Origin of the sequence: Thiothrix sp. UBA5583 (assembly GCA_002425225.1) — a bacterium.
Classification (GTDB): Bacteria; Pseudomonadota; Gammaproteobacteria; order Thiotrichales; family Thiotrichaceae; genus Thiothrix; species Thiothrix moscowensis.
In genome coordinates this window covers 1-25,412 of sequence record DILV01000008.1, presented here as the reverse complement: position 1 = coordinate 25,412, position 25,412 = coordinate 1, and the positions used below count along the sequence as shown (strand labels likewise).

The 25,412-nt window shown below is 52.4% G+C and carries 26 protein-coding genes; 12 read left to right on the top strand and 14 right to left on the bottom strand.

Features of this window, described 5'->3' with window-relative positions; genetic code table 11:
• Positions 1 to 291: 291 nt before the first annotated feature.
• A complete protein-coding gene (locus B2U47_RS02270) occupies positions 292 to 549 on the top strand; it encodes a type II toxin-antitoxin system Phd/YefM family antitoxin (protein ID WP_296678690.1) in 258 nt (85 codons plus the stop codon).
• On the top strand, positions 540 to 794 hold the full coding sequence (locus tag B2U47_RS02265) for a Txe/YoeB family addiction module toxin (protein ID WP_296678689.1): 255 nt from the start codon (positions 540 to 542) through the stop codon (positions 792 to 794). The genes B2U47_RS02270 and B2U47_RS02265 overlap by 10 nt, the downstream gene beginning before the upstream one ends.
• Positions 795 to 868: 74 nt before the next feature.
• Here the strand turns inward: B2U47_RS02265 and B2U47_RS02260 are convergent, their stop codons facing one another.
• Positions 869 to 2,149, bottom strand: a complete 1,281-nt coding sequence (locus B2U47_RS02260; RefSeq protein WP_296678688.1) for a hypothetical protein — start codon at positions 2,147 to 2,149, stop codon at positions 869 to 871.
• Positions 2,150 to 2,258: 109 nt separating this feature from the next.
• Between B2U47_RS02260 and B2U47_RS02255 the strand changes: the two genes are divergently transcribed.
• The 4 genes from B2U47_RS02255 to B2U47_RS02240 all read left to right on the top strand — a co-directional run bounded on the left by B2U47_RS02255 (position 2,259) and on the right by B2U47_RS02240 (position 5,760).
• A complete protein-coding gene (locus B2U47_RS02255) occupies positions 2,259 to 3,449 on the top strand; it encodes a PDC sensor domain-containing protein (protein WP_296678686.1) in 1,191 nt (396 codons plus the stop codon).
• 193 nt (positions 3,450 to 3,642) lie between these two features.
• Positions 3,643 to 4,230 (top strand): N-acyl amino acid synthase FeeM domain-containing protein, encoded by a 588-nt coding sequence (locus B2U47_RS02250; protein WP_296678684.1) that lies wholly within the window; start codon positions 3,643 to 3,645, stop codon positions 4,228 to 4,230.
• Positions 4,227 to 4,910: a class I SAM-dependent methyltransferase gene (locus tag B2U47_RS02245; protein WP_296678682.1), complete on the top strand. Its 684-nt coding sequence runs from the start codon at positions 4,227 to 4,229 to the stop codon at positions 4,908 to 4,910. Before B2U47_RS02250 ends, B2U47_RS02245 begins: the two co-directional genes overlap by 4 nt.
• Positions 4,911 to 4,992: 82 nt before the next feature.
• Positions 4,993 to 5,760: an autoinducer binding domain-containing protein gene (locus B2U47_RS02240; RefSeq protein ID WP_296678680.1), complete on the top strand. Its 768-nt coding sequence runs from the start codon at positions 4,993 to 4,995 to the stop codon at positions 5,758 to 5,760.
• 8 nt (positions 5,761 to 5,768) lie between these two features.
• Here the strand turns inward: B2U47_RS02240 and mdoH are convergent, their stop codons facing one another.
• The 3 genes from mdoH to B2U47_RS02225 form a co-directional block, all read right to left on the bottom strand.
• A complete protein-coding gene (gene mdoH / locus B2U47_RS02235; protein ID WP_296678678.1) occupies positions 5,769 to 7,796 on the bottom strand; it encodes a glucans biosynthesis glucosyltransferase MdoH in 2,028 nt (675 codons plus the stop codon).
• A 6-nt stretch (positions 7,797 to 7,802) separates the two neighbouring features.
• On the bottom strand, positions 7,803 to 8,237 hold the full coding sequence (locus B2U47_RS02230) for a hypothetical protein (RefSeq protein ID WP_296678675.1): 435 nt from the start codon (positions 8,235 to 8,237) through the stop codon (positions 7,803 to 7,805).
• A gap of 66 nt (positions 8,238 to 8,303) precedes the next feature.
• The gene (locus B2U47_RS02225) at positions 8,304 to 9,830 is read right to left on the bottom strand and encodes a glucan biosynthesis protein (RefSeq protein ID WP_296678673.1); all 1,527 of its coding nucleotides are present in this window, start codon (positions 9,828 to 9,830) and stop codon (positions 8,304 to 8,306) included.
• Positions 9,831 to 10,028: 198 nt separating this feature from the next.
• On the opposite strand from B2U47_RS02225, the gene opgC reads away from it, so the two are divergent.
• Positions 10,029 to 11,165: an OpgC domain-containing protein gene (opgC, locus tag B2U47_RS02220; protein WP_296678672.1), complete on the top strand. Its 1,137-nt coding sequence runs from the start codon at positions 10,029 to 10,031 to the stop codon at positions 11,163 to 11,165.
• Positions 11,166 to 11,168: 3 nt separating this feature from the next.
• Here the strand turns inward: opgC and ubiE are convergent, their stop codons facing one another.
• Entirely contained in the window at positions 11,169 to 11,921 is a 753-nt protein-coding gene (gene ubiE, locus B2U47_RS02215; protein ID WP_296678670.1) for a bifunctional demethylmenaquinone methyltransferase/2-methoxy-6-polyprenyl-1,4-benzoquinol methylase UbiE, read from the bottom strand.
• A gap of 78 nt (positions 11,922 to 11,999) precedes the next feature.
• Here ubiE and B2U47_RS02210 point away from each other — a divergent pair, with 78 nt between their 5' ends.
• On the top strand, positions 12,000 to 12,377 hold the full coding sequence (locus B2U47_RS02210; protein WP_296678668.1) for a hypothetical protein: 378 nt from the start codon (positions 12,000 to 12,002) through the stop codon (positions 12,375 to 12,377).
• A 111-nt stretch (positions 12,378 to 12,488) separates the two neighbouring features.
• Positions 12,489 to 12,785, top strand: a complete 297-nt coding sequence (locus B2U47_RS02205) for a hypothetical protein (RefSeq protein ID WP_296678665.1) — start codon at positions 12,489 to 12,491, stop codon at positions 12,783 to 12,785.
• A 9-nt stretch (positions 12,786 to 12,794) separates the two neighbouring features.
• Here B2U47_RS02205 and B2U47_RS02200 read toward each other — a convergent pair whose 3' ends face one another.
• From B2U47_RS02200 to B2U47_RS02175, 6 genes are all read right to left on the bottom strand, one after another.
• Positions 12,795 to 13,670 carry a prepilin peptidase gene (locus B2U47_RS02200; RefSeq protein ID WP_296678663.1) on the bottom strand — a complete coding sequence of 292 codons (876 nt, stop codon included), beginning with the start codon at positions 13,668 to 13,670 and terminating at the stop codon, positions 12,795 to 12,797.
• A gap of 18 nt (positions 13,671 to 13,688) precedes the next feature.
• On the bottom strand, positions 13,689 to 14,939 hold the full coding sequence (locus B2U47_RS02195) for a type II secretion system F family protein (protein ID WP_296678661.1): 1,251 nt from the start codon (positions 14,937 to 14,939) through the stop codon (positions 13,689 to 13,691).
• A gap of 106 nt (positions 14,940 to 15,045) precedes the next feature.
• Positions 15,046 to 16,770, bottom strand: coding sequence for a type IV-A pilus assembly ATPase PilB (pilB, locus tag B2U47_RS02190; RefSeq protein WP_296678659.1), 1,725 nt, complete (start codon positions 16,768 to 16,770; stop codon positions 15,046 to 15,048).
• Between the two features lie 98 nt (positions 16,771 to 16,868).
• Positions 16,869 to 17,639, bottom strand: coding sequence for a TfpX/TfpZ family type IV pilin accessory protein (gene tfpZ, locus B2U47_RS02185; RefSeq protein ID WP_296678657.1), 771 nt, complete (start codon positions 17,637 to 17,639; stop codon positions 16,869 to 16,871).
• Between the two features lie 24 nt (positions 17,640 to 17,663).
• A complete protein-coding gene (locus B2U47_RS02180; protein ID WP_296678655.1) occupies positions 17,664 to 18,128 on the bottom strand; it encodes a pilin in 465 nt (154 codons plus the stop codon).
• An 81-nt stretch (positions 18,129 to 18,209) separates the two neighbouring features.
• A complete protein-coding gene (locus B2U47_RS02175; protein WP_296678653.1) occupies positions 18,210 to 18,668 on the bottom strand; it encodes a pilin in 459 nt (152 codons plus the stop codon).
• A 274-nt stretch (positions 18,669 to 18,942) separates the two neighbouring features.
• On the opposite strand from B2U47_RS02175, the gene B2U47_RS02170 reads away from it, so the two are divergent.
• The 3 genes from B2U47_RS02170 (at position 18,943) to acs (ending at position 23,272) form a co-directional block, all read left to right on the top strand.
• Positions 18,943 to 20,337: an O-antigen ligase family protein gene (locus B2U47_RS02170; RefSeq protein WP_296678649.1), complete on the top strand. Its 1,395-nt coding sequence runs from the start codon at positions 18,943 to 18,945 to the stop codon at positions 20,335 to 20,337.
• A gap of 84 nt (positions 20,338 to 20,421) precedes the next feature.
• Positions 20,422 to 21,165, top strand: a complete 744-nt coding sequence (locus B2U47_RS02165; protein ID WP_296678647.1) for an ATP-binding protein — start codon at positions 20,422 to 20,424, stop codon at positions 21,163 to 21,165.
• A gap of 160 nt (positions 21,166 to 21,325) precedes the next feature.
• Positions 21,326 to 23,272: an acetate--CoA ligase gene (acs, locus tag B2U47_RS02160; RefSeq protein WP_296678645.1), complete on the top strand. Its 1,947-nt coding sequence runs from the start codon at positions 21,326 to 21,328 to the stop codon at positions 23,270 to 23,272.
• 56 nt (positions 23,273 to 23,328) lie between these two features.
• Here acs and B2U47_RS02155 read toward each other — a convergent pair whose 3' ends face one another.
• From B2U47_RS02155 to B2U47_RS02145, 3 genes are all read right to left on the bottom strand, one after another.
• Positions 23,329 to 23,637, bottom strand: coding sequence for a DUF2288 domain-containing protein (locus B2U47_RS02155; protein ID WP_296678644.1), 309 nt, complete (start codon positions 23,635 to 23,637; stop codon positions 23,329 to 23,331).
• 51 nt (positions 23,638 to 23,688) lie between these two features.
• Positions 23,689 to 24,795 (bottom strand): tetratricopeptide repeat-containing glycosyltransferase, encoded by a 1,107-nt coding sequence (locus tag B2U47_RS02150; RefSeq protein WP_296678642.1) that lies wholly within the window; start codon positions 24,793 to 24,795, stop codon positions 23,689 to 23,691.
• A 127-nt stretch (positions 24,796 to 24,922) separates the two neighbouring features.
• Positions 24,923 to 25,412, bottom strand: a 490-nt coding sequence (locus tag B2U47_RS02145; RefSeq protein WP_296688222.1) for a hypothetical protein, incomplete at its 5' end; no start/stop codon positions are given.

Below are 25,412 nucleotides of genomic sequence, written 5' to 3'. Positions count from 1 at the left end.
CCACGGGAAATCCCAAAGAGCCTATAGTATGTTGGGACGATTGGTTTTCATCAATAGTGATTAAAATAGATTCTCCATTATGCTGAAGAAACTCAAATTTGATTGACACTGCCAGCCCCTAAATCCAGTTGAATAATCTACAAAATTTATGCCACGGGTTGTATAAATATAGCACAATACTTATGAATTTCGGACACAATGTGTAGAAAGATAGTCAAAAAGAAGCAGTTCTTGCCATGCGTGTTTTTCCAGTTTATAGTTTCTGTACATAATCACGTACAGGTTTGAGCCATGAACGCCATTTCCTACACTGCCGTGCGAGCTGATCTCGCCAAGACCATGAATCGGGTTTGTGAAGACCATGAACCCATCATCATTACCCGCAACCGCGAGCAAGCCGTGGTGATGATTTCGCTGGAAGATTACAAGGCGATGGAAGAAACCGCGTATTTATTGCGTAGCCCTGCCAACGCCCGCCGCTTGCTGGAATCCATCGCGGAATTGGAACGTGGTCAGGGGCAAGTACATGCGTTGATTGAATGCGAATAATCTTTTCATCTCAAGCGTGGGAGGATTATTTGCACTGGCAGCAAGCCGACAAGAAGATCCTCAAGCGCATCAACGATTTGATCAAAGCTATTTCCCGTGACCCGTTTGAGGGCATCGGCAAGCCTGAACCGTTGCGGCACGGCTTGTCTGGTTATTGGTCTCGCCGGATCAATGATGAACACCGGCTGGTCTGCAAGGTAGATGGTGAGGATTTGTTGATCACCATGTGCCGCTATCATTATTGAGGTAGCTTCCGCCTGATTGCTATCCGTACCCTCCCCTCGGTGGGGGAGGGGCAGGAGGCTTTTGCAGGCAGATCTTACTTGTTCAGGTTCTTCTGCAATTCTTGCTGAAGTTGCTGCATGATGATGCTTTCCAGGCTTTGCTGGGGCTGTTGCGGCTCTGCCTGCGGGGCATTGGGGGCAACATTGGTTGGTGGAGGCACAAGCTGGCCTTGTTGCCGGATAATGTCTTCAAAGCTTTGCTGGGGCGGTGCTGCCATTGGCTGCTGAGGTTGCGGCTGTTCCTGACGGATGTTGAAGGTATGGGTGTGGGTTTTGCCATCCTGTACCATCAGCGATTTGTAGCCTTGTCTGCCCTGATAGTCGAAGCTGGCAACAAATTCTTCCGCAGGCAGATCAAATTCTGCCATCGACACGTTGCGTACACGGTCAATCACGCTGCCATTCAGGCGGGAAATGGTGAAATCGACCTTGACGGGGCTGCCATCGGTGATTGCCAGCGCTACCAGACGCAATTTGCCGCTACCAACCGGTGCTTGCGGTGCAGGAGGGGGCGGGTTGTTGGCAACAGGTGGTGCTGGCTGGCTGACTGGCGGTGGATTTGCCGGAGCACTGGCAAGCGCAGGCAGTTGAAAAATTTCATTGACGACTGCACCAGCAGGTACAGTGATGTCGCGGCTGAGTGTGCCGCGACCTTCGGTGCGGGCGCTGATGCGGTAGGTTCCCGGTTTCAGGTCAAAGCTGGCTTGGCTGGTGAAACTGGCACTATTGACATTGATGCCGCTGGTTTTCTGCACGTAGACATTGGCTTTGATCGGTTTGCCGTTTTCAGCCGCTTGCAGGACAATTTCCAGCCTGCCGGTATTGGCGGCGGGAACGACAGGTTCAGCGGTTGGTTCCGGTGCTGGTTGTGTTGTTACCTGTGGTGTTGCAGGCGGCGCGGCAGGTGCAGCACTGACAGGCGGTTGTGTCGGTCTGACGGGTGCTGCGGGGGTAGGCTTTTCCAGTGGCTCATCCTTGGGTTCTCCAACCAGTTCCATGTTCAGGCGGTTGTTCTGTCCGGTGAGCGGAACGTCTTGGTTGGAGCTGGGGGTATTGCTGCCGGGTAGGCCAATGATGTTGGGGGAATAGGGCTGCCAGCCGTTAGCGCCCATTTGCGAAGGTTCCGCTGGTGGTTTGTCAGCAAACATGCTTTGCACGCCAACAATGGCAAAGATGACCAGCAGACCTGCGATCAGACCGCCGCCCAGCAGTTTCAGTTTTGCTGGCATGGCATTGTTTGTGGGGGCAGGGTTGGTGTTACGTTGTTCCGACATGATGTCTGGTTGTTCTGGTGTAGGTTGCTGTTGTTCCGACATGATGTAGTTCCGAAGGGGGTTAATAGGGTGAGAGCTTAGCAGAAAAAGACATTTTGCCCCTATTTCCGTTCCGTGCTACATCTGCATTTTTAGTAACAAGGGGAGTGGTATGAGCCGTTCGACATTGCAAGATTCAATCAACACCCAACGGGCAATGCTGACCGACGTGTTGGGCACGGCACTCAGCGACTACGCCGGGCGCATCCTTCCACAGATGGATGAGCCTGAACGGTTGGATGAATGCTTGCGCAAGGCATTCAAGGCGTTGGATTACTGCAAGTACGTGTACGTGCTGGATGTTAACGGTATACAACTCAGTTCCACCATTAACCGCTATGGGGCGGATACGGAAGCACGTGGGCGTGACCGTGCGGAACGGCCTTACATGCAGCACATGCATGACCCGGCGGTGGATTTCAACTTGTCAGAGGCTTACATCAGCCGTAACAAGAAACGCCCTTCGCTTACCGCTGTCCAGACCATCCGCAATACTGACGGACAACGGGTCGGGTTTTTGGGGGTGGACTATGACCTGCGTGAGTTGCCGCATACCGATGTGATCTATGAGGAACCCAGTCTGTGGCGGCAGATCAAGGGCGACCCTGCCATCCGGGGTGGGCTGTTTGCCCAGCAGCGGGTGGAAAGCGTGATGGATCGGTATATCGACGTGGTGATGTCGGTACATGAAGCATTGATTATTGACCACGGCGTACACCATTTTCAGGTGCATTTTTCCAGCAGTCGCACGACTATCTGGCATCGGGATGATCCGTATGTGTACCGAATTCTCACCAATGAGGAGCTGATCGACCCCAATATCTGCTTGGCTTATCCGCGCCGCACGTATTTTAAGCGGGCGATAGTGCCGCCTGCGGACATCAACAAGGTATTGCGCCAGTTCAAGGCATTGCGCTTTGCCGACGAAACCATTTACCTGCGTTCTGCCTCGCTCAATATCGTCAACGGTACGGTGGGGTTGAACTTTTCCTGCGACGGTTCGCATTACCTGGGCTACGACGAATTTCTCTCCAAGGGGCTGGAGTTCTGGTTAGGCGATGAAAGTGCCAATGTGCCCACACCTGCCTGTGCGCTGGAATCGCTGGACAAACCCCGGCTGGATGCGGAGGTGGATACGATTGCCAGTAGCGGTTGTATCCAGGTCAACAAGCTGCTGTATGCATTGGAAAACGGCGAAGTGCCGGAGCGGCTGGCAGCTTTCAACGCTAATGAGCGCGATTACATCTACCACGAGCTCAAGACGGTCATGGATGTGTACGAAGGCGGAGTGTGCGGTATCTGATCAGCACAACCGCCTGCTGGTGCAGCGGGCGGCTGTCGCTTGAAATGGTATTTCGGTTCATGTTTGACTGACAAAATAGGCAAAAGTGTGATTATTTCACAGAATGGATGCTGTACTGGTCTGCATAATTAGCTCGCACGTGAGATTTGAGACCAGTCGACTGGGATCACCTGATAATCAAGGAGATCCTTCCATGTATGAATTGAAGCCATCCGTAGTGCTTTCGCGAGTGCCGGATATGTTGAACATCGCTTCTTCTGAAGCAAAACTTTCCAGAATCTGGGAATTGCGGGAAGTTGAATACAGCAAACTTTATCCAGACGTGACCAGCTTTCAGGATGATGTCTACGATCAGGATGCCTGTGTCCTGTACGGTGAAAATGATGAGGGTGAAGTCATCAGTACCGGGCGGGTTGCTTTCGATGGTGATGCGGGTTTGCCGTCCGATGAGCTGATCAAGCCTGTGGTAGACCAGGTGCGTGCTTCCGGCAAGGTCATCGCCGAACCCAGCAAGTTTGCCATTTCGCGGGAAGCCCAGGGTGCTCTGCCCAGTTACATGCTGACTTACTACGAACTGGGTATTGGGCACGGTATTGATTCACTGGTGTTCATTTGTCGCAGCAAAAGCAACCGTTTTTACCAACGGGTTGTGGGTGCGCAAGTGTTGCTGGAGGATATTGGCTATTCCTATGGTACTAACGAATGTTTCTCGTTTCTGGAATGGGACATCGCCAGAAGTAAACCATTTTTGTCAAAATATATCGGGGGGACTTTGCTATGAGCCTGAATGACTTTGAACGCAACGGTGAGGTTGTCTATACCGTTTCCGAGTGGGAAAACTATGCACGTTTACATGCTTCTGTCACCACTTCTGTCCAACTGGCCTTGTACCGCGAGAGCTGCAAGCATTTGTCGGGTTCAGTGGTTGACTGTGGTTGTGGTAGTGCGAAAATGGCTCCATTGCTGGCAGGTCAGGCATCAGTGACTGCCTATACAGGTATTGATTATGCTCAGGAAATGGTTTCAGTAGCCCGGCAAGTTGTGCAGACGCTGAATCGGTCGTCTTTCACGATCCGCCACAACCGGATTGAGGATGAGGTTGGACAGTTTGATGGTGCTGTATCTATACAGAGTTATTATGCATGGCCTGAACCTGTGGTAACGTTGAAGCATATCTTTGACCTGCTGGTGGATGGTGCAAATTTTGTGCTTGCAACGCCTAACCGGGAATTATGTCTGGAAAAACTGTTGCAGGACGCAGAAAAAGAATTGGTGGCTCATCCTGATTTTGGGGCATTCAAGCACTACAATCTGAAACTGGCGGGTAATCCGCAAGCCAATTTCATCAGTATGGATGGGCTGATCCGGCAAGTACAACAAGCAGGGTTCAGGGTTAGGGAGTGTCATCAGCAGCATTTCGGTGGTGGCATGAATTTTTTGGTGTTGCGTAAGGAGACGTGACTCGACGCAAGGCATTGCAAAAGATGACGTGTGGCGGCAGGGTTGAGGGACTCTGACCGTCAGGCACGCAGGAGTGAGGAGTTTGTTAAATAGGGTCGATTATGAATTGGTGGGCAGATTTTCATTTGAAATGCTGTCCCACAAGTCGCTGGAAGAGCGTTTCAGCCTATTTGAGGCGCAGGTGCTGGGGTTGGGATTTGAAGGTGCCACTTATACCTATATCCCCAACCTCGGTAAGGATGCCGCATTGAAACTTGCACCGGTATTTGCGTATACACGTGACTACCCCTTGATGTTTCTGGAAGAGTATCAGGCAGAACGTTTTGACCAGAATGATTTTACCATTCAAAAAATCCGGGCAGGTTGTACGGATGTGCTGGATTGGAGTGAATATCGCAGAATGCGGGCACTGACCCATCGTCAGATCAAAATCGTCATGACGGCACGCGAGCATGGCATCCAGCAGGGGCTTACCATTCCTACCCTCAGCGGTCAGCGGGGTATCGCCGGAGCCAGTATCATCAGCAGCGAAAAGGATGCCTCTTTCCAGCTTCTCAAGGAAGAGCGTTTGGGAACGCTGGCTGCGATTACCCGGATTTTTCACATCCATACTTATGCGGACAAGCAGTATGTCCAGCAGCTTCTGAAGCATTTCAATGACAAGGAAAAGGCCATTCTGAAGTATCTCGCTCAAGGCAAAGATTTCAGCCGGATTGAATACGTCATTGATGTCGCTTCCTACAAGGTGGCAACACAGATGCTGAAAAAGATTCGGGGGAAGTTTGGCGATGTCAGTCGGGATCGTCTCATGTTCCTGGTGGGTTTGCTCAGTCTGGTAGATGACGAGTGAGACCCAGCTTACAGTTTTGACATCCACTGCTCGTCAAACTGTGCTTCCGGCAACTGCCATACCTGCGTATGCAACTGACACAGCATGTCGGCATCTTCCAGAATCACCAGCCGCTCAGGGTTGGTGATGGAACCAGGTCCCTGTTCCAGTAAGCGCTTGACCAGCTCTTCACGTTGCTGGCGGGTTCCTTCCGGTACGTTGGAGCGCTGCGGAATGTAGGTCATGTGTTGGCGGAAAGCCAGCGGGTCAACAATCACGCGGGTAAACAAGTCACGGGTCGACATGCAGGGTGTTGCCAGCATCCGCGAATGGTTTTCTTCAAACGCTTGCAAGATGAAATCCGGGTTGGCTTCATCCGGTGTACGGAACAGAGGGCTTTGCAGGCTGGTTTGTATGCTGGTTAGTACTGCCAGTGGCACAGCCAGCACCAGCCCGGCAATCACAGGAGACATCCACAGGAATGCCATCGGGTTGAACGCCAGCAACAACAAGCCCCAGGCCAGCCCGATCAGGCTGACCCAGCCGTATTCACGCACCGCATCACCCCAGGTTAGCCCGCCGCCAGTACGCTGCTGAGTACCCCACACGGCACGTTTGCCACGCAAGACCTGTACCACAAATTTGCTGTAATACATCATGCGCACGGGTGCGGTCAGCATGGAAAGGAATGTCTCAGTCAGTACACTGGCAGTCAAGCCCGTGACGCCACCGAATTGCTCAATCGTGTTTTTACGTACTGCCTGGATCAGACCGAAGGTCTTGTAGAAAAACAGCAGGACGATGGTCATGATCAGCAAGGCACTGTTGCCTGCTGTCAGCGGAATCAGGGTCAGGTGCGGGTAAAATACCGCAATCGCGGTCAGCACCAGTAACCAACTCAGCCAGATGGGTGAGCTGACATAGGAAACAATACCGTTCAGCAACAGGAAGCGGTGCAGGTTGGAAACGCCGTGTGACCAGATGATTCGCCAGTGTTGCAGGTTGCCCTGACACCAGCGACGGTCGCGCTTGAGGGAATCCGTCATGGTCGGTGGCGGACGCTCGAAACTGCCGTCAAGGTCATAAGCCAGCCAGGTTTCCCAGCCAGCACGGTTGAGCAGGGCAGCTTCCACGAAGTCGTGGCTAAGGATTTCCCCACCGAGTTTGCCGCTTTCTTCCAGCTTGGGCAGGTGGCAATGCCCCATGAACGCCTGGGTGCGGATGATGACGTTATGCCCCCAGTACTGGCTTTCACCCAGCCACCACCAGTGCAGTCCGGCGAAAAATACCGGCCCGTACAGGCGGTTGACCAGTTGTTGTCCGCGTGCATAGAGGGTATCCAGCCCAACATTGTACAGTGGTGTCTGGATCAGTCCGACCCGTTCGTTGCGATCCATCGCATCCACCAGCCGTACCAGCGTATCGCCGGTCATCAGGCTGTCGGCATCCAGCACCACCATGAAAGGGTGGCGTTTGCCCCAGCGACGGCAGAAGTCCATCACATTGCCGCTTTTTTTCTTGGTACGGTGCTTGCGGCGACGGTAGTGGATGCGATCTGTAGAGCCAAGCTCGCGGCACAGGTTTGACCATGCCGCTTCTTCGCGCAGCCAGTTACTGGCATCGTCTGAATCTGACAGGATGTAGAACTCGAAGTGTTGCAGGTGTCCGGTTTTTTCCAGCGACTGGTAAATCGCCTGCAACCCGGCATAGACATAGGCAATGTCTTCGTTGTAGATCGGCAGCAGAATGGCGGTGGTGTCTACGGTCTGCAATTGCGGTAACGGGGAGGAGGGTGAGGACGCAATACGGTTGGTTCCGCCAAAATTCAGCACCCACAGCCCGGCCGAGGCGGTCATGAATCCCAGTGCCAGCCAGAAAAACAGAAAGGCAAAGGGAATGACTACCAAGGCTTGCCACAACAGTGGCAAGTCAGCAGGCAGATTGTTTCCCAGCCAGAATGTCGCTAGCCCTGTCAGCAAGGCAATGCCACTGAAAAATGCCTTGCGCCGCCGTGTGGCGGTCACTTGCCAGGGTTTCCTGCCGAGTGTTTGTTCCATTCAGAATCAGTAGCGTTGCAGGCGGAAACGGGAACGTGATGGCAGTAGCGAGATGGCCTTCAGGGGCGCAACCCGGATACTGCTACGCTGAAAGCGTGGGCCAGTCTGGGTACGGACTTCCGGTTTACCTTGTTGGAGGTCATCTTCCGCTGTTTTTTTGCATTGGCAGCAGCTTGTTGAAGGACGCTGGCTTTGCAGCAGTGCCAGTTCTTCCTGTGCGGTGCTGATGAACAGGCGGATGAGCTCTTGTTCCGGGTACAGACCCGTGCGTGCCAGTTTGCCGGAAATGCGGGAAAGCAGTTGCTCGCGTTCGGCTTCCGGGATTCTGTGCAGTTTCAGGTAGTCATTGGCACGCTTGCGTGCTAGCACCCACGGGTCAATAGATGTTGCCGAATCCGATACTATTTGACCGGTCGGGGTTTTTGCCAGTTGTTCAGTCATTATGTCAATCCATCATGCATGTTATGGATGTCAGGTATAAACCTGCACTGTTGTTGTCGTTAACCCTCAAGGAGCATTACACAGCCCCTCAGGAATCGGATAAGACCACGTTTCGCTCAAAGGGTTTCCACCATCTGTCAGTCGAAGCGTTAAAGTCATGTCTTTTTCGCAGTTTTCAGGAAAAACTGCGGCAATGACCCGCCATCCTTTGATATAGGGATTCTCCTGTACAACGGCAGGTTTGGTCTTGCCCTTGCCGTTAAATACCATTTCAACCTGTGGTGCTTTTGCCAGTTTGGGCAGGCCGTTGAAATCAACAATAAAACGGATATGTCCTTTGTGTCCGGGCAGGCTATCCACAGCCTTGTTGGTGACACGGGTGGAAACGGCTTTACCCAGAGTGTGCGCAGGAGGCTCATCCATCCCCCACGACAGGCGGTAATGCAGATGGCGGAGTGCTTGCCCGGCATCGCTTTTCCAGTACGCTACAACATTGTCAACCGTATCGGATTCCGTGTGCAGGCGCAATAACTGGACACTGCCCTTGCCCCAGTCTTCCAGTGGTTCCACCCAGACGCTTGGCCTTGCATGATACCATGCTTCCAAATCCTGGTAATGGTCGAATTCGCGGTCACGCTGCATCAGGCCAAAGCCGGATAGCCCATCCATCGGCAGGGACTGGAAGTTGAAATAAGGCACTTCCGCCAGGGGTTGCCAGCGCCATTCCTTGTCTTGCTGGATCAGCAGACCGTCGGAGTCGTGTACTTCCGGGCGGTAATCACCATAGTGCTGCTGCGAGTTTTCACCGTGGAAAAACATGCTGGTCAGCGGAGCAATACCGATTTCAGCCATGTCCTTGCGTGGATATAGCTGGGTTTCCACTTCAAGCTGGGTGGTTTTGCCGGATGTCAGGACGAAACGGGTTGCTCCAGTGGTGGATGGTGAATCCAGCAGGGCGCAGAACACCATTTGTTCGGCATCCTTGGCGGGCTTTTCCAGCCAGAAACGGGTGTAATCGGGGAATTCTTCTTTCCCCTCTAGCGAAGTATTGATGGCAAGACCACGTGCTGACAAGCCGTATTTGTTGTCCAGCCCCAGGGCGCGAAAATAGCTGGCTCCCTGGAAAACCAGGGTTTCGGTATAGCTGGAATCCTTGCCCCCCAGTTTGCTGATGATGCGGAAGCCGGTAAAACCCATTCTGGGTTCATCCTGTTCCAGATTCAGATCCTTTACTTCGGTGTAATCGTAGTACTTGCTTGAAAAGGTGATTGGTGTGGCTTTGCCATCTTTCCACTCAAACAACTCGATCGGGTGGATGAAATGCATTCCCGGATGCATGAATTCCAGTTGAAACGGTAGCCATTCATCCCGCCAATAAGTCTGGTTGCCCTTGAACTTGATGTGCTGATAGTGGTCATACGTGATCCGCCCGGTATCGACTTGCAGCATCGGTGTTTTGCTGAAGGACTGGGTGGAAAGTTGCTCGGCAACCTGTTTGACGTGCGGAAAGCAACCTGTATCAGCCAGGGATTGCTGCGCTGCCGCAAACAGTGTCAGAGCGCAAAGTAACCGGATGAAAAGATTTGGTTTCATGGGATGAGGCAGGCTACTGGAAGGTTGGTTGTTCGGTGAATCGCCAGAAGTTGACTAGGAACTTGGGGCGAGAATTCTAGAGTAGATTACGTGCTGCGTCCAGCGGCAAATGATTGGCAAGCCTGCCCATTATCCGTATAGTTTGCCGCCTTGAATAAAAATAAAGCCAAGCGGGTAAAAAACACAGGAAATTCTAAAATGAAAAGGGATATTGCGCTGGATGTATTGAGAGGCATCATGCTGGTGGTCATGGCAGCAGACCATTTCGGCGAGCCTGTCTTTCAGCATCTTTATGAAATTGCAGGTTATGTTAGTGCAGCAGAGGGTTTTGTCTTCCTCTCCGGCATGTTGGTAGCCATTGTTTACGGGCGTTACTGCGCGGCGGGTAGTTACGTGCTGGAAAAACGCATCTGGAGCCGGGCAGGTACTATCTATTTGTACCACCTGATCGTACTGCTGGCGGTATTCGTTTTCACCGTGGCAACTGCCATGTCAGATGCTTACTGGAAAAGTTTCGCCACGGAAATGCAGGTGGAGCCGGTACGCGCTTTGCTTTCCGGTCTGCTCATGTTGTACCAGCCACCAATGCTGGATGTGTTGCCGCTGTATGTAGTGCTGATGCTGTTTGCGCCGTTTGCCTTGCGCCTGATGTTCCAGTATCAGGGGGTGGGCTTGGCAATGGTACTGGCGGTAAGTGCGGGGCTGTGGCTGGCTGCCCAATACGCCTGGGGTGATGTGTTGCTGGGATTGTTGCCTGATGGAAGCCTGATCCGGCTGGGGGCGTTCCATGTGCTGGCGTGGCAACTGCTGTTTGTGCTGGGTATGGTGTTGGGTTTCATGCGCTTCAGTGGCATTGCTCCGCGTGTTCATGCGGGCTGGTGGCTGATTAGTGTCGGTGTGGTGATTTACTTGTACCTGTTGCGGCATGGGCAGGTGCGCAACGAGTGGCTGTCACTGCATCACCATATTGCGCGTGAATACATGGCGTGGCTACGCTTGCTGAATTTCCTTGCGTTTGTTTACATGGTTGCCGGGTTTATTGCTTTGCACCGTCGCTACCAGGTTTTCGCCCTGCTGGCTTTGCCGGGGCGCTGGTTGGCGTTTCTGGGGCAACATTCCTTGCAGGTGTTTGCTTACCATCTGGTGGTGCTGTATTGCTATATTCCTTTCCGCTGGGGGGAGTGGGCGTTTACCGATGGGCAGAAATGGTTCGTGCTGGCAGTTTTCCTCGCCAGTTTAACGCTGCCTGCATTGGCGCATCAGCACTACTTGCAGCGCAAAAAAGCCAAGTCAACACCCAACTCTACGCCTGACTTTAACCCGGCTCTGACCTGATTGTCAGAATTTGTAGCCCTTGTGCAGGGCTACAATGCCGCCGGTCATGTTGGTGTAAGTCACCTTGTCGAAACCTGCGGCTTCCATCATGCCCTTGAGGGTGTCCTGATCCGGGTGCATACGAATGGATTCCGCCAGATAACGGTAGCTTTCCGCATCATTGGCAATCAGCTTGCCCATCATCGGCAGGAACTTGAATGAATACTGGTCATAAACTGGCGACAAACCCGGCACAACCGGTTTGGAAAATTCCAGCACCAACAGTCGCCCACCCGGTTTCAGTACGCGGTACATGGAGCGCAGGGCGGCATCCTTGTCTGTCACGTTACGCAAACCAAACGCGATGGTAATGATGTCGAAGTGGTTGTCGGCAAACGGCAGGCATTCCGCATTGGCTTGCACATAACGCACATTGCCACCAATCCCCATGTCTGTCAGGCGTTCACGCCCGTTTTCCAGCATGGAAGCGTTGATGTCGGACAGGATCACCTCACCATCATCCCCGACAATACGGGCAAATTTCGAGGCCAGATCGCCAGTACCACCTGCCAGATCCAGCACACGGTTGCCTCGCTTTGCTCCGGCTGCATCAATGGTGTGACGTTTCCACAAACGATGGATACCGAATGACATTACGTCGTTCATTACATCGTATTTATCGGCTACCGAATGAAATACTCCGGCTACCCGACTAGCTTTTTCTGTGACGGGTACTTGTTGAAAACCGAAATGGGTGGTTTGTTCCTGTTCTGCCATGAGCCTTGTTTCCACGTGATTCTGGGTTGCATGACGCATTGTAACAGGCAAACCAGCATTTCTACATGGAGTAGGCTTATGAAAAAGTTGATTGCAGGTTTGGGGTTAACGGTTCTGGCAGTCCCATCTGCCCAGGCGTGGACAGGTGGAATTGAGGATATGCGTACCATGCAGGCCAATGAGCGCGGTCCGGTTGTGCGGGTGAAAAGCCATCGGGTGACAACCTGTTGCACCACTTACTATCGTCACCACCAGGGGCGTGGGCAGCATCATGCTACGGGCTGGCAACGTTCGGCACAGGTTGCTCCCCGCCCTCCAGCGCAGCGGCAGGCAAAGCCAGCAGTAGTACGCATGAAGGCTTTTTATGTTCCGCAACCACAGGCGCAATACCAGCAGCCAGTGCGTATTCACCGTATCGTCGGGCAGGCACAGCCCATGTGTCGTCTGGTGCGTTAACAGGCAGGTGATCTGGGGGAATTTGCTGCGTTATCGCTGCAAATTCCCCTTTTTGCGGCAACTTGTGCTATTTCAAAGGGCAGGAAGTTGAATGACGCAAAGGGAACAATCATGAAACATGCGATGAAAAGCCGAGTATTGCTGGCAGGCTTGTTGATGGTGGCAGCAACGCTGGCAACAGCGGAAAATGCTGACCCGTTGATGGAAGCATACCGTTACACTGCACCTGCCAATAGCTGGTATGCTGCCAAAATCAAACCCAAAATGGCAGTGCGAGCCAAGGTCAGGGCAGAAACACCGCCGCCTGTACCTGTGGATGAATCCATGACACGTTCACCGGTAGCCAAAAGCCCGGTTCCACCGCGTGCCTTGCCTTTCTGGAAGGATCTTCCCGCCAGCAAACCCTGACGGAACCGCTTAAAACGGGATGAACATCCTGCCCATGTGATACAGGATTTCCTCCCGCCACAGGACGGCAACAAACCCTGCCACCGCGAGCCAGGGGCCAAATGGCATCGGCAGGCTTTCACGGCTGCGTTTGGCGATCATCCAGAGAATGCCAAATACCGCACCGAAAGCTGATGAAGCAAAAATGACAAAGGGCAGAATTTGCCACCCCCCCCATGCGCCCAGCGCTGCCAGTAGCTTGAAATCCCCATGCCCCATGCCTTCCTTGCCGGTCAGTAGGCGGAACAGGTGGAAAACTGTCCAGAGCGACAGATAGCCAATAACAACTCCCAGTACCGCATCCGGCAGGCTGGCAAAGCGGTTGTCGATGTTAAGCAGCAAGCCAGCCCACAACAGCGGAAAGGTTAGGGCATCCGGCAACAGCATGGTTTTGGCATCAATCATGAACAGGGCTACCAGTACCCAGGTAAAGCCGAGCAGAGCCAGTAATTCCAGACCATAACCAACCCGCCAGGCCACCAGCACAGAAAGCAGGGCAGTAGCAAGCTCGACCAGTGGGTACTGGATGGAAATGGGTGTTTTACATCCAGCACATTTGCCACCCAGAACCAGATAACTCAGGAGCGGGATGTTTTCAATGGCAGTAATCTGATGCCCGCAAGTAGGGCATTGGGAACGGGGCACAACCAGATTGAATTTGCCCGCGTCTTCCTCTTTTTCCTGTTGGCTCAGCCAGTCGATGCAATCGTTTTTCCACTGCCGTTCCAGCATGATTGGCAAGCGGTAAATGACCACATTCAGAAAGCTACCAACCAGTAACGAAAACAGGCCGGTAGTTACCAATAGCCAGACAGTGCTGGTGCTCAGCAAATAAATCAGTTCCATAATTGTTGTTTTGTCCTGTTAAACGACTGCCCCAAGTTTGAAAATGGGCAAGTACATGGCAATGACCAGTCCACCGACGATAACCCCCAGTACTGCCATGATCAGAGGCTCGATCTGCTTGGAAAGGGTGTCAACCAGATTGTCGACCTGTTCTTCGTAATAATCGGCAACCTTACCCAGCATTTCTTCCAGTCGCCCGGATTCTTCACCGATGCGGGTCATTTGCACCACGAAGTTGGGGAAAACCTGTGAAGTTTGCATGGCGGTATTCAATTGTACACCACGTGAGGTATCTTCCTGCATCCTGCGGGTGGCATCTTCGTAAACAGCATTACCAGTTGCCCCGGCGACCGAATCCATCGACTCCACCAGCGGTACACCAGCAGCAAACATGGTGGATAAGGTGCGTGAAAAACGGGCAATTGCCGACAGGTTAAGGATATTGCCAATGATCGGGAATTTCAGGGAAATGCGGTCGATGAAACGGTCAAAGGCTTTCGATCTACGTTTTGCCTCGGCAAATGCATAGCCAATGGCGCTCATGCCTAGTAGTGGTATCCACCAGTTGGCTTGCAGCCAGTCCGACATGGCAATCACGAACAGGGTAAAGGCAGGCAAGTCAGCGCCGAAGCTGCTGAATACTTCCTTGAACTGCGGGATAACCCAGATCAGCAGGATGGCAGAAACGACGACGGCAGCCACGATGACGATAATCGGGTACATCAGGGCTTTTTTGATTTTGGCCTTGAGGGATTCGCTTTTTTCCTTGTAGGTGGCCACCTTGTCGAGCATGGTTTCCAGCGTACCAGCCTGCTCACCTGCTTTTACCAGATTGACGAACAGTTTGTCGAAATATTTGGGGTGTTTGGCAAGCGCATTGCCCAAGCTCGCGCCGCTTTCAATATCCTGCGCTACCCGCTTGACCAGTTCGCGCACTGAGGGGTTATCACCGCTGGAAGCAATCATTTCCAGCGATTGCACCATAGGTACGCCCGAACGCATCATGGTGGTTAACTGGCGGGCAAACTGGGCGACATCGCCCGGTTTGATGGCTGGTTTGAACCATGCCTTGGGTTTCTTGTAAATACGCCCAGGGTTGATACCTTTACGCCGCAATTCTGCGCGTAACCAGTTCGGGTTGATAGCTTGGGTTTCCCCCCGGATTTTGACGCCGTTGCGGTTGACGCCTTCCCACACATACATGGCCTGCGGTGTGCTGGAAGAGGTCGCCTTGGGCATGGGTTTGCTCAATGTCTTGGTTTGTTGCATGGCTCAGGTATTCTGTGTTTATTGGTTATTTTTATGATTTTCCCCGAGTGTAACACAGCTTGTTGGGCAGGGTGCTGGCCTTTGGATAACTGGTGTGCCTCAATTTCTAATCCGTGGTGACACGTTCCAGTTCTGCCAGTGAGGTAATACCTTGCCTGATTTTGTTCAAGGCTGAGCGTCGCAGATCATAAATGCCTTCTGCCAGTGCTTGCTCTGCCAGTTCCAGCGAGTTGCAGCCGTCCATGACCATGCGCCCCATTTTGGCGGATATGGGCATGACCTGATAGATACCGACCCGCCCCTTGTAGCCGCGTGAGCATTCCGAACAGCCTACTGGCTCGTAAACTTTCAAGGAGGACAATTCTTCCTGCTGGAAACCCATGCCTAGTAATACTTCAGGCGGAATGTCTGCCGGACGCTTGCAATGTTCGCACAGGCGGCGGGCGAGACGCTGGGCAATGATCAGGTGGACAGATGAGGCGATATTGAAAGGTGGAACCCCCATGTTCAGCAGGCGGGTGAGGGTTTCTGGTGCACTGTTGGTGTGCAGGGTTGACAGTACCAAGTGACCTGTCTGGGCTGCTTTGATGGCAATTTCTGCGGTTTCCAGGTCACGAATCTCCCCCACCATGATGATGTCCGGGTCTTGGCGCAAGAAAGCACGCAAGGCTTCAGCAAAGGTTAGCCCTACCTTGGGGTTGACGTTGACCTGATTGACGCCAGGCATGTTGATTTCCGCCGGGTCTTCCGCTGTGGAAATGTTTTTTTCCGGGGTGTTGAGGATGCCGAGTCCGGTGTAAAGCGTAACCGTTTTACCGCTACCCGTAGGGCCTGTCACCAGAATCATGCCATCCGGTTTTTGCAGGGCTTTCATGAAATCCTGCTGTTGGCGCGGGTCAAAGCCTAGTTTTTCCACACCCAGTGCGGCGTTGGAGGAGTCGAGGATCCGCATGACAACTTTTTCGCCGAAGAGCGTTGGCAAAATGTTGACACGGAAGTCGATCTTTTTTTGCTCGTTGACGGTGAAGCGGATACGCCCGTCTTGCGGAACACGCCGTTCGGAAATATCCATGCGTGCCAGGACTTTGATCCGCGAAATCAGTTGCTGGGCAGAATCATTGGGTGGAGATGCCACCACTTGCAGGATGCCGTCGATGCGGTAGCGGATGCGTAGATTTTTCTCAAAAACTTCAATATGGATGTCGGATGCTTTTGCCTTGATGGCGTGTCCTAGCAGTTTGTCGACGAATTCAACAACGGCGGGGTCTTCGTTTTCACTTTTAGCCTTGAGGTCGCGGGTATCAAGGGCAATTTCCTTGGGAGCTGAGGATGACGGTGTTGAGCTGGCTGCGCCGCCTGCGTGAGTATTGGCTGCGTGTCCACTAAAGCCCTCTTCTGCTTGAAGGTAAGCCTGAAGTTTGTCGTATTCGACGAAAATGGGTTCGGGAACCAGACCAGTAGCAAATTTGACATCATCCAGATTGGTCAGGTAGGTGGGGTCAGCCAAACCGACCATCAGGTGTTTGCCGCGCTGGAACAAGGGGATCAGGTGCAAGCGTTGCATCTGTTCCTGGGTCAGTAGGGTAGAAACAAGCGGCGGAATTTCAACTTGATGGATGTCCACCATGCTGAGGCCGTATTCCAGACTGGCAGCATAAGCAACATCCTTGGCGGAAGCCAAGCGCGAACGGATCAGCCATGCAACCAGTGAGGTTTTCTCTGTCCGTGCTTTTTGCACAGCCTGAGAGGCTGCTTCTTTGTCAAGCAGCCCCTGCACGACTAGTTGTCGTGCCAGTCCGGGCAAAGGGATAGAAGATGTCAGCGGTGTCATTGATCAGTTTTTGTCTTGTTATTGATCTGCAACCTCCATGATACCTTGCTGAAAGTGGCTGGAAAATGAATTTCAGCCGTGACTGGATGGGCGGTTGTTTATGGCTGTGCCGCTGCCATATGATTCAGTGCCCACGGGTTTACATCCAGTGTGCCGATGGCTTGTGCTGATGTTTTGTCCCATACCCAAATCACATCTTTTTCCTTGCCAACTAGCGGAAAATAAGCGTAATCAGCGGCAGTTTTGTTGTGTTTGGCAAGCAATGCATCCAGTTTGGTTTTGCTGTCGGCATTGGTAGTCAGTTTTTCCGGCTTGATCCCCTTACTGAGCACCGCTTGGCTGTGTTGATTGAAAGGCTCGTAATATTGGGGGCGGGCGTCAATATCGGGTTTGCCTGCCAAGACTTCCATCACCAGTTGCTCCTGTTCCTTGGGGTCTGTAGGAGATTGGGCATAAACCAGGATGGGCTTCCACCAACCGGAAGCCTGCAATTCGGCTTGTTTGGCATCCAGTGGGTTAACGTCTGCCATATTGATCAGGGTGAAACGATCTACGGCGTAAGCAACATAGACCGGGTGGCCTAGATGAATGGTATACATGCCATAGACAAGGGCAGCAATTTGCACTGCACCAATAACAGCAAGGTCGAATTTGAGACTGGGTTTGTTGGGCTTGAAAACAATGAACGTCAGCAAGGGGCCAAGCACCAGATCGACACTTAGCAGAATCAGGATAATGGCTTTTAACCCGGAAATTTCAAAAAACGGGTTTGGATACCAGATTGAAAGCGCGAATGCCACGAATAGCCCTACGACAGTGGCGCTTAGTAATAAATGGATTAAAGATGCCTTGAATTTGGTTTTTAGCATTGGTCACATCCTCAATACAAATCTTCAGGAGCCATTTCGGCAGGGGGCAGGTCGATAGGCCTGTTTTAACGATCCGCCTGTGCAGTTCAGGCTTATGTTGCCAGCCGTAGCAGTGAATTCAAACGCTAGTGTGTTACTGCCAGCGGTCACATCTGTACCCATATTGGCTAACGTTAAGGTTAAGTCTGAATGGTCATCATCTGTTTTTGTATAGACAGCATTATTAATAAATTGTGATGCCATCATCATGTTTTCCAGGTCGGTAATGATTTGTTCAGAATCACTGGGCATGGAGCCTTTGCCGAAATAGGATTCCCACATGATGGTTTTGGCAGAGTCGGCAAACTGCATGGCTTCAGCCGTTTTGGCACGGATGGTATAGGTTTGGTAAGCGGGTAAGGCAATGGCGGCTAGGATGCCAATAATGGCAATGACAATCATCAGTTCAATTAACGTAAAGCCGTGTTGTTTGCGTGAATTGCTTTTCATGATGATGACTTTACTGCTTTTTGATGAAGCAAACCCGCACTGGGCGGGTTTGCAGTAGGGAGATTCAATCCCGGTCAGATATTAGCTACCGTTACGGCATTGAGCTGGGCGATATTTTTGATCCAAAGTACCACCAGTACAAACCATGCTCAACTTATTTGCACTGCCAGCATAATCAAATTGCAACGTGTCGCCATTGGCTTGTGTGCCAACATTTTCCAATGTTACAACCCAATTGGCATTGTCGGCGTCGGTTAAAGTATAAGTAGCACCACTGATGTAGTTGGATGCTTCCATGGATGCTTTGGTTTTTACAACGATGTCGTTGGTAGCTGCTGGCAGTGTGCCACGACCGTAGTAGTCTTCACCCAAGGTGGTTTTGGCAGCCGCTGCGAAACCCATGGTTTCAGAGACTTTGGAGCGGATGGTGTAATCCTGGTAAGCAGGCAGTGCGATAGCCGCCAGAATACCGATAATGGCAACCACGATCATCAGTTCGATCAGGGTGAAGCCTTGTTGTGCTTTTGCTTTCATACTCATTGTATCAATTCCTTGTTATTAGGATTAGTTGGGGTTGTATGTCCTGAGACAGTTGGAGTAATGCAGGAGACGTGCCAAGTGGTATTTGCTGATTGTCGGCGTTTTTTTGTGGATAAAAGGTGTTTCCGGGCAAGTGGCAAGCCTGTGTCATGTCAAAAAGTGACGTTTGTGCTGATAGCTTGTGACAGTCTTGCAGTTTGCCGGGGACTGATGGTCAGGCGGAAACGTTCATGCTACAGTTTCGGCGTTAATAACAACAATAAGTTGATCAAGCATGAAGAATGGGTTGCAAGGTGGCGGGCGCTGGATAGTGGTGTTGCTCGGCCTGTTTTTGCTAAGTTTTCTGCCTCTGGAAATGTCTTCTGCTTTTCATGATTCCCAGCGCCTGATTTCGTCATGGCTGTTTCTGTTGGGTATTGTGGCTACTATCCGCTTTGCTAGGATCAGCCGTCAGGCACTGTGGTTGCTGGCAGGCATTTATCTGTATGGAATGGTTGTGGTGGTGGTTTCTCCCATTCCGATGTGGTCTTTGCTGGAGTTTTCCCTGTTGTTCACGGTTGTGCTGTTTGCCTTGGTGTTTATGCCAGCGGTAACAGGGCAGGACATGCGCTGGCTGCTCTTGTGTTTCGTGTTTATCCAGGCATTTTATCTGGTACGTAACTTGACCAATTATGTATTCGTGATGGTATCCGAGGCAGACTTTGATGCATTTGCCTTGGTGGATGGTTTTTCCAATGTACGTTTTTACGGGCAGTTTCTGTTGTGGACAGTGCCGTTTGTCTTGGGTGTATTGGCGGTAGACAAGGCGCTTTCCTACCGTTGGTTGATAGGGCTGGTCGTGATATTTGCTTGGGCTTTTGCATTCCTGACAGGGACGCGGGCATTTTTTCTGGGAATGCTGTTCAGCATGATCGGTGTCATTTGGGTGGTGGGGCGTTATGGAAAAAGCTATCTGCAATATTGCGTTGTAACGGCTGCGCTCGGTTTTGGTGTGTATTACGCAATGGCAATGCTTATTCCTGACTGGTTCCGGCAGCCTGCCGAAGTGCAAGCCCTGTTGAGCCAGTCTGTGGGGCGGGATATTACCACTTCCTACGATCGGATCGCATTGTGGCAGGATGCTTGGCGGGTTGCCTGGGAGCATCCCCTATTGGGTGGTGGGCCGATGGTGACAGCCGTGGAAGGGGTATCGCAGTTTGCAGCGCATCCGCACAACTATGTATTGCAGTTGTTGGCAGAATGGGGGATACCTTTTTCGTTGGGTTTGCTGTTACTGGGGGCGTGGGGGGTATGGCGGTGGCGGCAGCAGGTCAGATGCCAGCTTGAGGCAAGGTGGGAAATGGCTTTGCCGGTGACTGCTTCGGCCAGTGCCGTGGCAGTGGCGGGTCTGGTTGATGGTTTTCTGGTTATGCCGGTCAGTCTTGTTTACATGGGGCTGGTTTTGGCGGTAGGGGTGGCACAGTGGCGGATGTGGACAGTGGATACGCCACGTGAGGTTCCGTCCTATACGCTGTTACTGGTGGCATTGCTGCCGACTGTGTGGCTGGCGGGTTTTGTCATGATTGACTGGTTGGGCATAGGTGGCGATAGCTATGCGTTAACCGGGTTCCAGACAGTCGATCTGGGTTTTCCCCGCTTCTGGATCGACGGTAATATCAGAGTGCCGTAATTTTGCGGTGGGTTGTATTTGGTGTGGTGGGGCGTTACCTTAGGTGCTTATGTATGCTGTTACTGGATGGAGCCAAGCCGAGTGATGCCTGTTGAATTTGTTAAACCACCCAAATCCCTGTTGAGCAAGGTCGGTAAAGCCATCGGCGAATACAAGCTGATCCGTGAAGGCGACCGCATCCTGCTGGGCTTGTCAGGTGGCAAGGATTCGCTGGCGTTGCTGCACATCCTTAACCATTTCCAGCGTCATGCACCTATCCGGTTTGAATTCGCGGCTGTCACCATTGACCCGCAATCGGAGAGTTTTGATCCCACGCCACTGATTCCTTACATGGAATCGCTGGGCATTCCCTACCACTACGTGCGTGAGCCAATTGTCAGCCTTGCCGAAGCGCATATGGACAATGATTCCTACTGTGCATTCTGTTCACGCATGAAACGTGGCCTTATGTACCGTACTGCCCGTGAGCATGGCTACAATGTGCTGGCTCTGGCACAGCATCTGGACGATCTGGCAGAAAGTTTCCTGATGTCGGCATTTCACGGTGGCAAGCTGAAGACAATGAAGGCACACTACCGGATAGACGCTGGGGACTTGCGCGTTATCCGCCCGCTGGTGATGGTCAGGGAGCGGCAGACAGCCGATTTTGCCAAGGCTGCGGGCTTGCCCGTGATCGTGGAAAACTGTCCGATGTGCTTCGAGATGCCAACACAGCGCCAGCACATGAAAGAATTACTGGCAGGTGAGGAGTTGAAAAATCATAATATGTTCAAGAGTTTGCTGACTGCTATGCAACCCCTTATTCGTGACGGAATGGATAAAATATAGCCATGTGTCGACAATCCTGGTTTTTTTGCAGTGCGTAGCTGGACAGTCACGCCAGATTGTATAAAGATAGTGTCCGATAATAACCAGATCATGCTTGTACAAGCATCATGTGAACCACAGTAGATACCTGCCGATTAGCTAGAACGAGGAGTCAACGATAATGTCTGAAGTTAAAACCTATCCCGTCCCTGCCGAATTTGCTGCACAGGCAAATGTTACCGCAGAACAGTATGCCGATCTGTACAAACAGTCGGTTGAAGACCCTGCTGGTTTCTGGGGCGAACAGGCCGAACAATACCTGACCTGGTTCAAAAAGTGGGATACCGTACTGGACTGGAGCTTTGGTCAAGATGACCTGCACATCAACTGGTTCAAAGGCGGCACGCTGAACGTTGCCTACAACTGCCTTGACCGTCATCTGGAAACCCGTGGCGACCAGGTTGCGATCATCTGGGAATCTGACGATCCAAATGAAGACCGCAAGATCACTTACCGTGAATTGCACGAAGAAGTCTGCAAATTCTCCAACGTGCTGAAAGCTCGTGGTGTCAAGAAAGGTGATCGCGTTTCCCTGTACCTGCCGATGATCCCGGAAGCAGCCGTGGCAATGCTGGCTTGTACGCGTATCGGTGCAATGCACTCCATCGTGTTCGGTGGTTTCTCTCCTGACGCATTGAAAGATCGCGTGAATGACGCTGCTTGCGAAGTTATCATCACTTCCGACCAATCCATGCGCGGTGGCAAAAAAGTTCCATTGAAGAAAAATGCCGATAAGGCCATCGAATCCTGTCCACAGGTTCACACCTGTATCGTGGTGCAGCGTGGTGGCGACCCGGTTGCCTGGACTGAAGGCCGTGACGTTTGGTATCACGAGGCGGTTGCAGCGGCTTCTGCTGATTGCCCTGCCGAAGAAATGGAAGCGGATGACCCAATGTTCATCCTTTACACTTCTGGCTCTACCGGTAAACCGAAAGGTGTACTGCACACCACGGGCGGCTACCTGCTGCAAGCAGCCATGACCCACAAAACCGTGTTCGACTACAAAGATGGTGAAGTTTACTGGTGTACGGCTGACGTAGGCTGGGTAACAGGTCACTCTTACATTGTTTACGGTCCGCTGGCTAACGGTGCGACTACCCTGATGTTTGAAGGCATCCCGACCTACCCGGACATTTCCCGTTTCTGGCAGGTTTGCGACAAGCACAATGTTGCCACTTTCTACACTGCACCAACCGCCATCCGTTCACTGATGGGCGCTGGTACTGAGCCAGTCAAGAAAACCAGCCGCCAATCCCTGCGTCTGCTCGGTACGGTGGGTGAGCCAATCAACCCTGAAGCATGGGAATGGTACTACAACGTGGTTGGCGACGGTCGTTGCCCAATCGTTGACACCTGGTGGCAGACTGAAACCGGTGCTCACATGCTGACCCCGTTGCCGGGTGCTACCCCGTTGAAACCGGGTTCTGCTACCAACCCGTTCTTCGGCGTACAACCTGTGCTGCTGGATGACAAAGGTAACGAAATCGAAGGCAATCCAGCCGAAGGCAACCTTGCCATCAAGCATCCTTGGCCTTCCATGATGCGTTCCGTTTACGGCGACCACAAGCGTTTCTTTGAAACCTATTTTGCCATGTATCCGGGCTACTACTTCACTGGTGACGGTGCTCGCCGTGACGAAGATGGCTACTACTGGATCACCGGTCGTGTGGATGACGTACTGAATGTTTCCGGGCATCGTCTGGGTACGGCTGAAATCGAATCCGCACTGGTTCTGCATCCGAAGGTTGCTGAAGCTGCGGTTGTTGGTTATCCGCACGAACTGACTGGTCAAGGTATCTACGCTTACGTCACCCTGATGGCTGGCGAAGAAGGCACTGACAACCTGAAGAACGAACTGGTCAATCTGGTGCGCAAGGAAATCGGCCCAATTGCCAAGATCAATCTGATTCAGTGGGCACCTGGCCTGCCGAAGACCCGTTCAGGCAAGATCATGCGCCGAATCCTGCGCAAGATTGCTGCGAATGAGACCGAAGGTCTGGGTGATACCTCCACACTGGCTGATCCAAGCGTGGTCGACAACCTGATCGACAACCGTGAAAACAAGTAAGTTTCGCTGGTTTAGGTAAAGGTATAAGCGGCGGGCAATGTCCCGCCGTTTTTATGTCAGGGTTCTGAGCGCTCCTGCACCAGTACCCACGGGGCAACCACCACTGCCCACAGATTCTCCGGCTGTTCATTAACCCAGCGTTGGGCAGTGTCGTCAGTGAGCAGGCCTACCTGCTGTGCATCCATCCAGTGCTTAACCTGCCTGCTGTCATCGTCAGCGATACAAGTGGCTACTTCTACCAAATCCAGGTGTGGGGCAACCAGAATAACCCGTCCCCCGGCAAAATGACGCTCCAGTTCAGGCCAGGCTATACGGGCAGTTTCAAGATTCATGCGATCACGTAGCGGCAAAAATTCTTCTTCCATGACATTTCCATTATGCAAAACGAGCATTTTACGTCAGTGGGAAGGTATTTTTCAGCCCTGTTCGAGTTTGTCCTGTGCGTAACGGAGATTATCGGTGATGCGTGGTCGCTCAGTTTCCGGCAGGGCGGGGTTGGATAACAAGTGGTCACACAGTTCCAGACATTCCCGGTAACGCCCAGTCCAGTAGGCAGCGATGGCAAGCTCGTCTTTGGCACGCCAACTATAGACTTCGTGGTAAACAAACAGGATGTCATTCGGCAGGTTGGTGTTGGCCGCCGTCTGTGCGTATACATAGGCTAGGTGTATCCGGTCTTGATGGCGCAGGTAATTTGCCAGGTGGTAGAGGCTTTCCGCGCGTTGGGGACGGTATTCGTAAGCATCCAGATAGGCTTGGGTGACATCCGCTTGTGGATAATTTAGCCGTTCTTTGAGGCGAGCAACTTCCATTAGGGAAAACCAGGCTTCTTCTGCCCAGCCACCCATTTCTTTGCGTTTCTGGTAGTTTTCGATGGCTTTTTCCAGTTCACCTGCATCACGGTAACTTTGTGCCAGATAGAAGCGGTAACGGTGGTTGTCTGGTTCGGTGAGCAAGGCTTTTTCTAGAACAGCGGCATCGTGCTGGTATTTTTGCGGGTTCTGGCTGCGGGCACCTTCTGTGGTTGATTCGATATGATAATTGCCTGCGAGGTTTTCAACGTGGTGGGGTGTGTCGCAGGTCAGATATTCGTGCAGGACGCTTTCCCAACGCCAAGGCTGGCTGGAGCGGATGAGTCTGGTGTTGTAGTAGTCGAGGGTGCTGCGGTGAAGTTTTAGCATGTAGCCGTCCGCAGACAGTTGCGGAAAGCGGAATTCAGGGGGAGCGACAAGGTAATCATCGGCATCCATGATTAGGATGTAATCGGCTTTGCCTTTGGCATTATTCAGGGCAATGTTACGGTTGTGGGCAAAATCCTGCCATTCCTCTTCTGTAAGGATGCCGCTGATCTGGTGTCGCTGAAAGTATTGGGTAATGAGTTCTTGAGTGCCGTCGGTTGAGCCAGTATCACTGATAACCCAGTAGTCGATCAGGTCTTTGATGCTATCCAGGCAACGGGTAATAACCTTGCTTTCATTCTTGACGATCATGTTGAGACAAATGGTGGGTTTTGCAGTACTCATGTTGTTGTTGCTCCGTTGTATGAGTTGGTTAGAGAAAAGCCCACAACGAGGTGGGCTTTTCTGCTGGGAAAGACGGCAGTTCCGGGGAAGCTGCCGTCCCGTTATCGGCAGATAACGGTCAGGTATCTCAGGTCAATTTGCCCTTGAGATCCATGCCCAGTTTCAGGTCGGCTTCAAACGTGAAGGTGCCATCAGCGTTCTGGGTGCCAATTTTGAAGACGTAGCCGTCCCCGTCATTGTCCTTGAAGCTGCCGTACCAGCCGTTATAAGAGCCGCTACCACCTGTAGCAACCAGTGTACCGTCAGCCAGTTTCTGTACACCCCACAGGCTCATGTCACCTTTGGAAGTCCACAGAGTGGCAGTTGATCCACCAGTCCACATGAACTTCACGTCGGCGTTGCAACCGTCGGAAGTCTTACCTGTATGCGTGCCGGTGGAGATCATCTTAGGCATACCGGGGCCGGTTGGACCAGTTGGGCCGGTTGGGCCGGTTGGGCCGGTTGCCCCAGTTGCCCCAGTTGCCCCGGTTGCCCCCGTCGCCCCACTTGCCGCAGGTGCCGCAGTTGCCCCAGTTGCGACAGTTGCCCCAGTTGCGCAAGTTGACGCCGTTGAGACG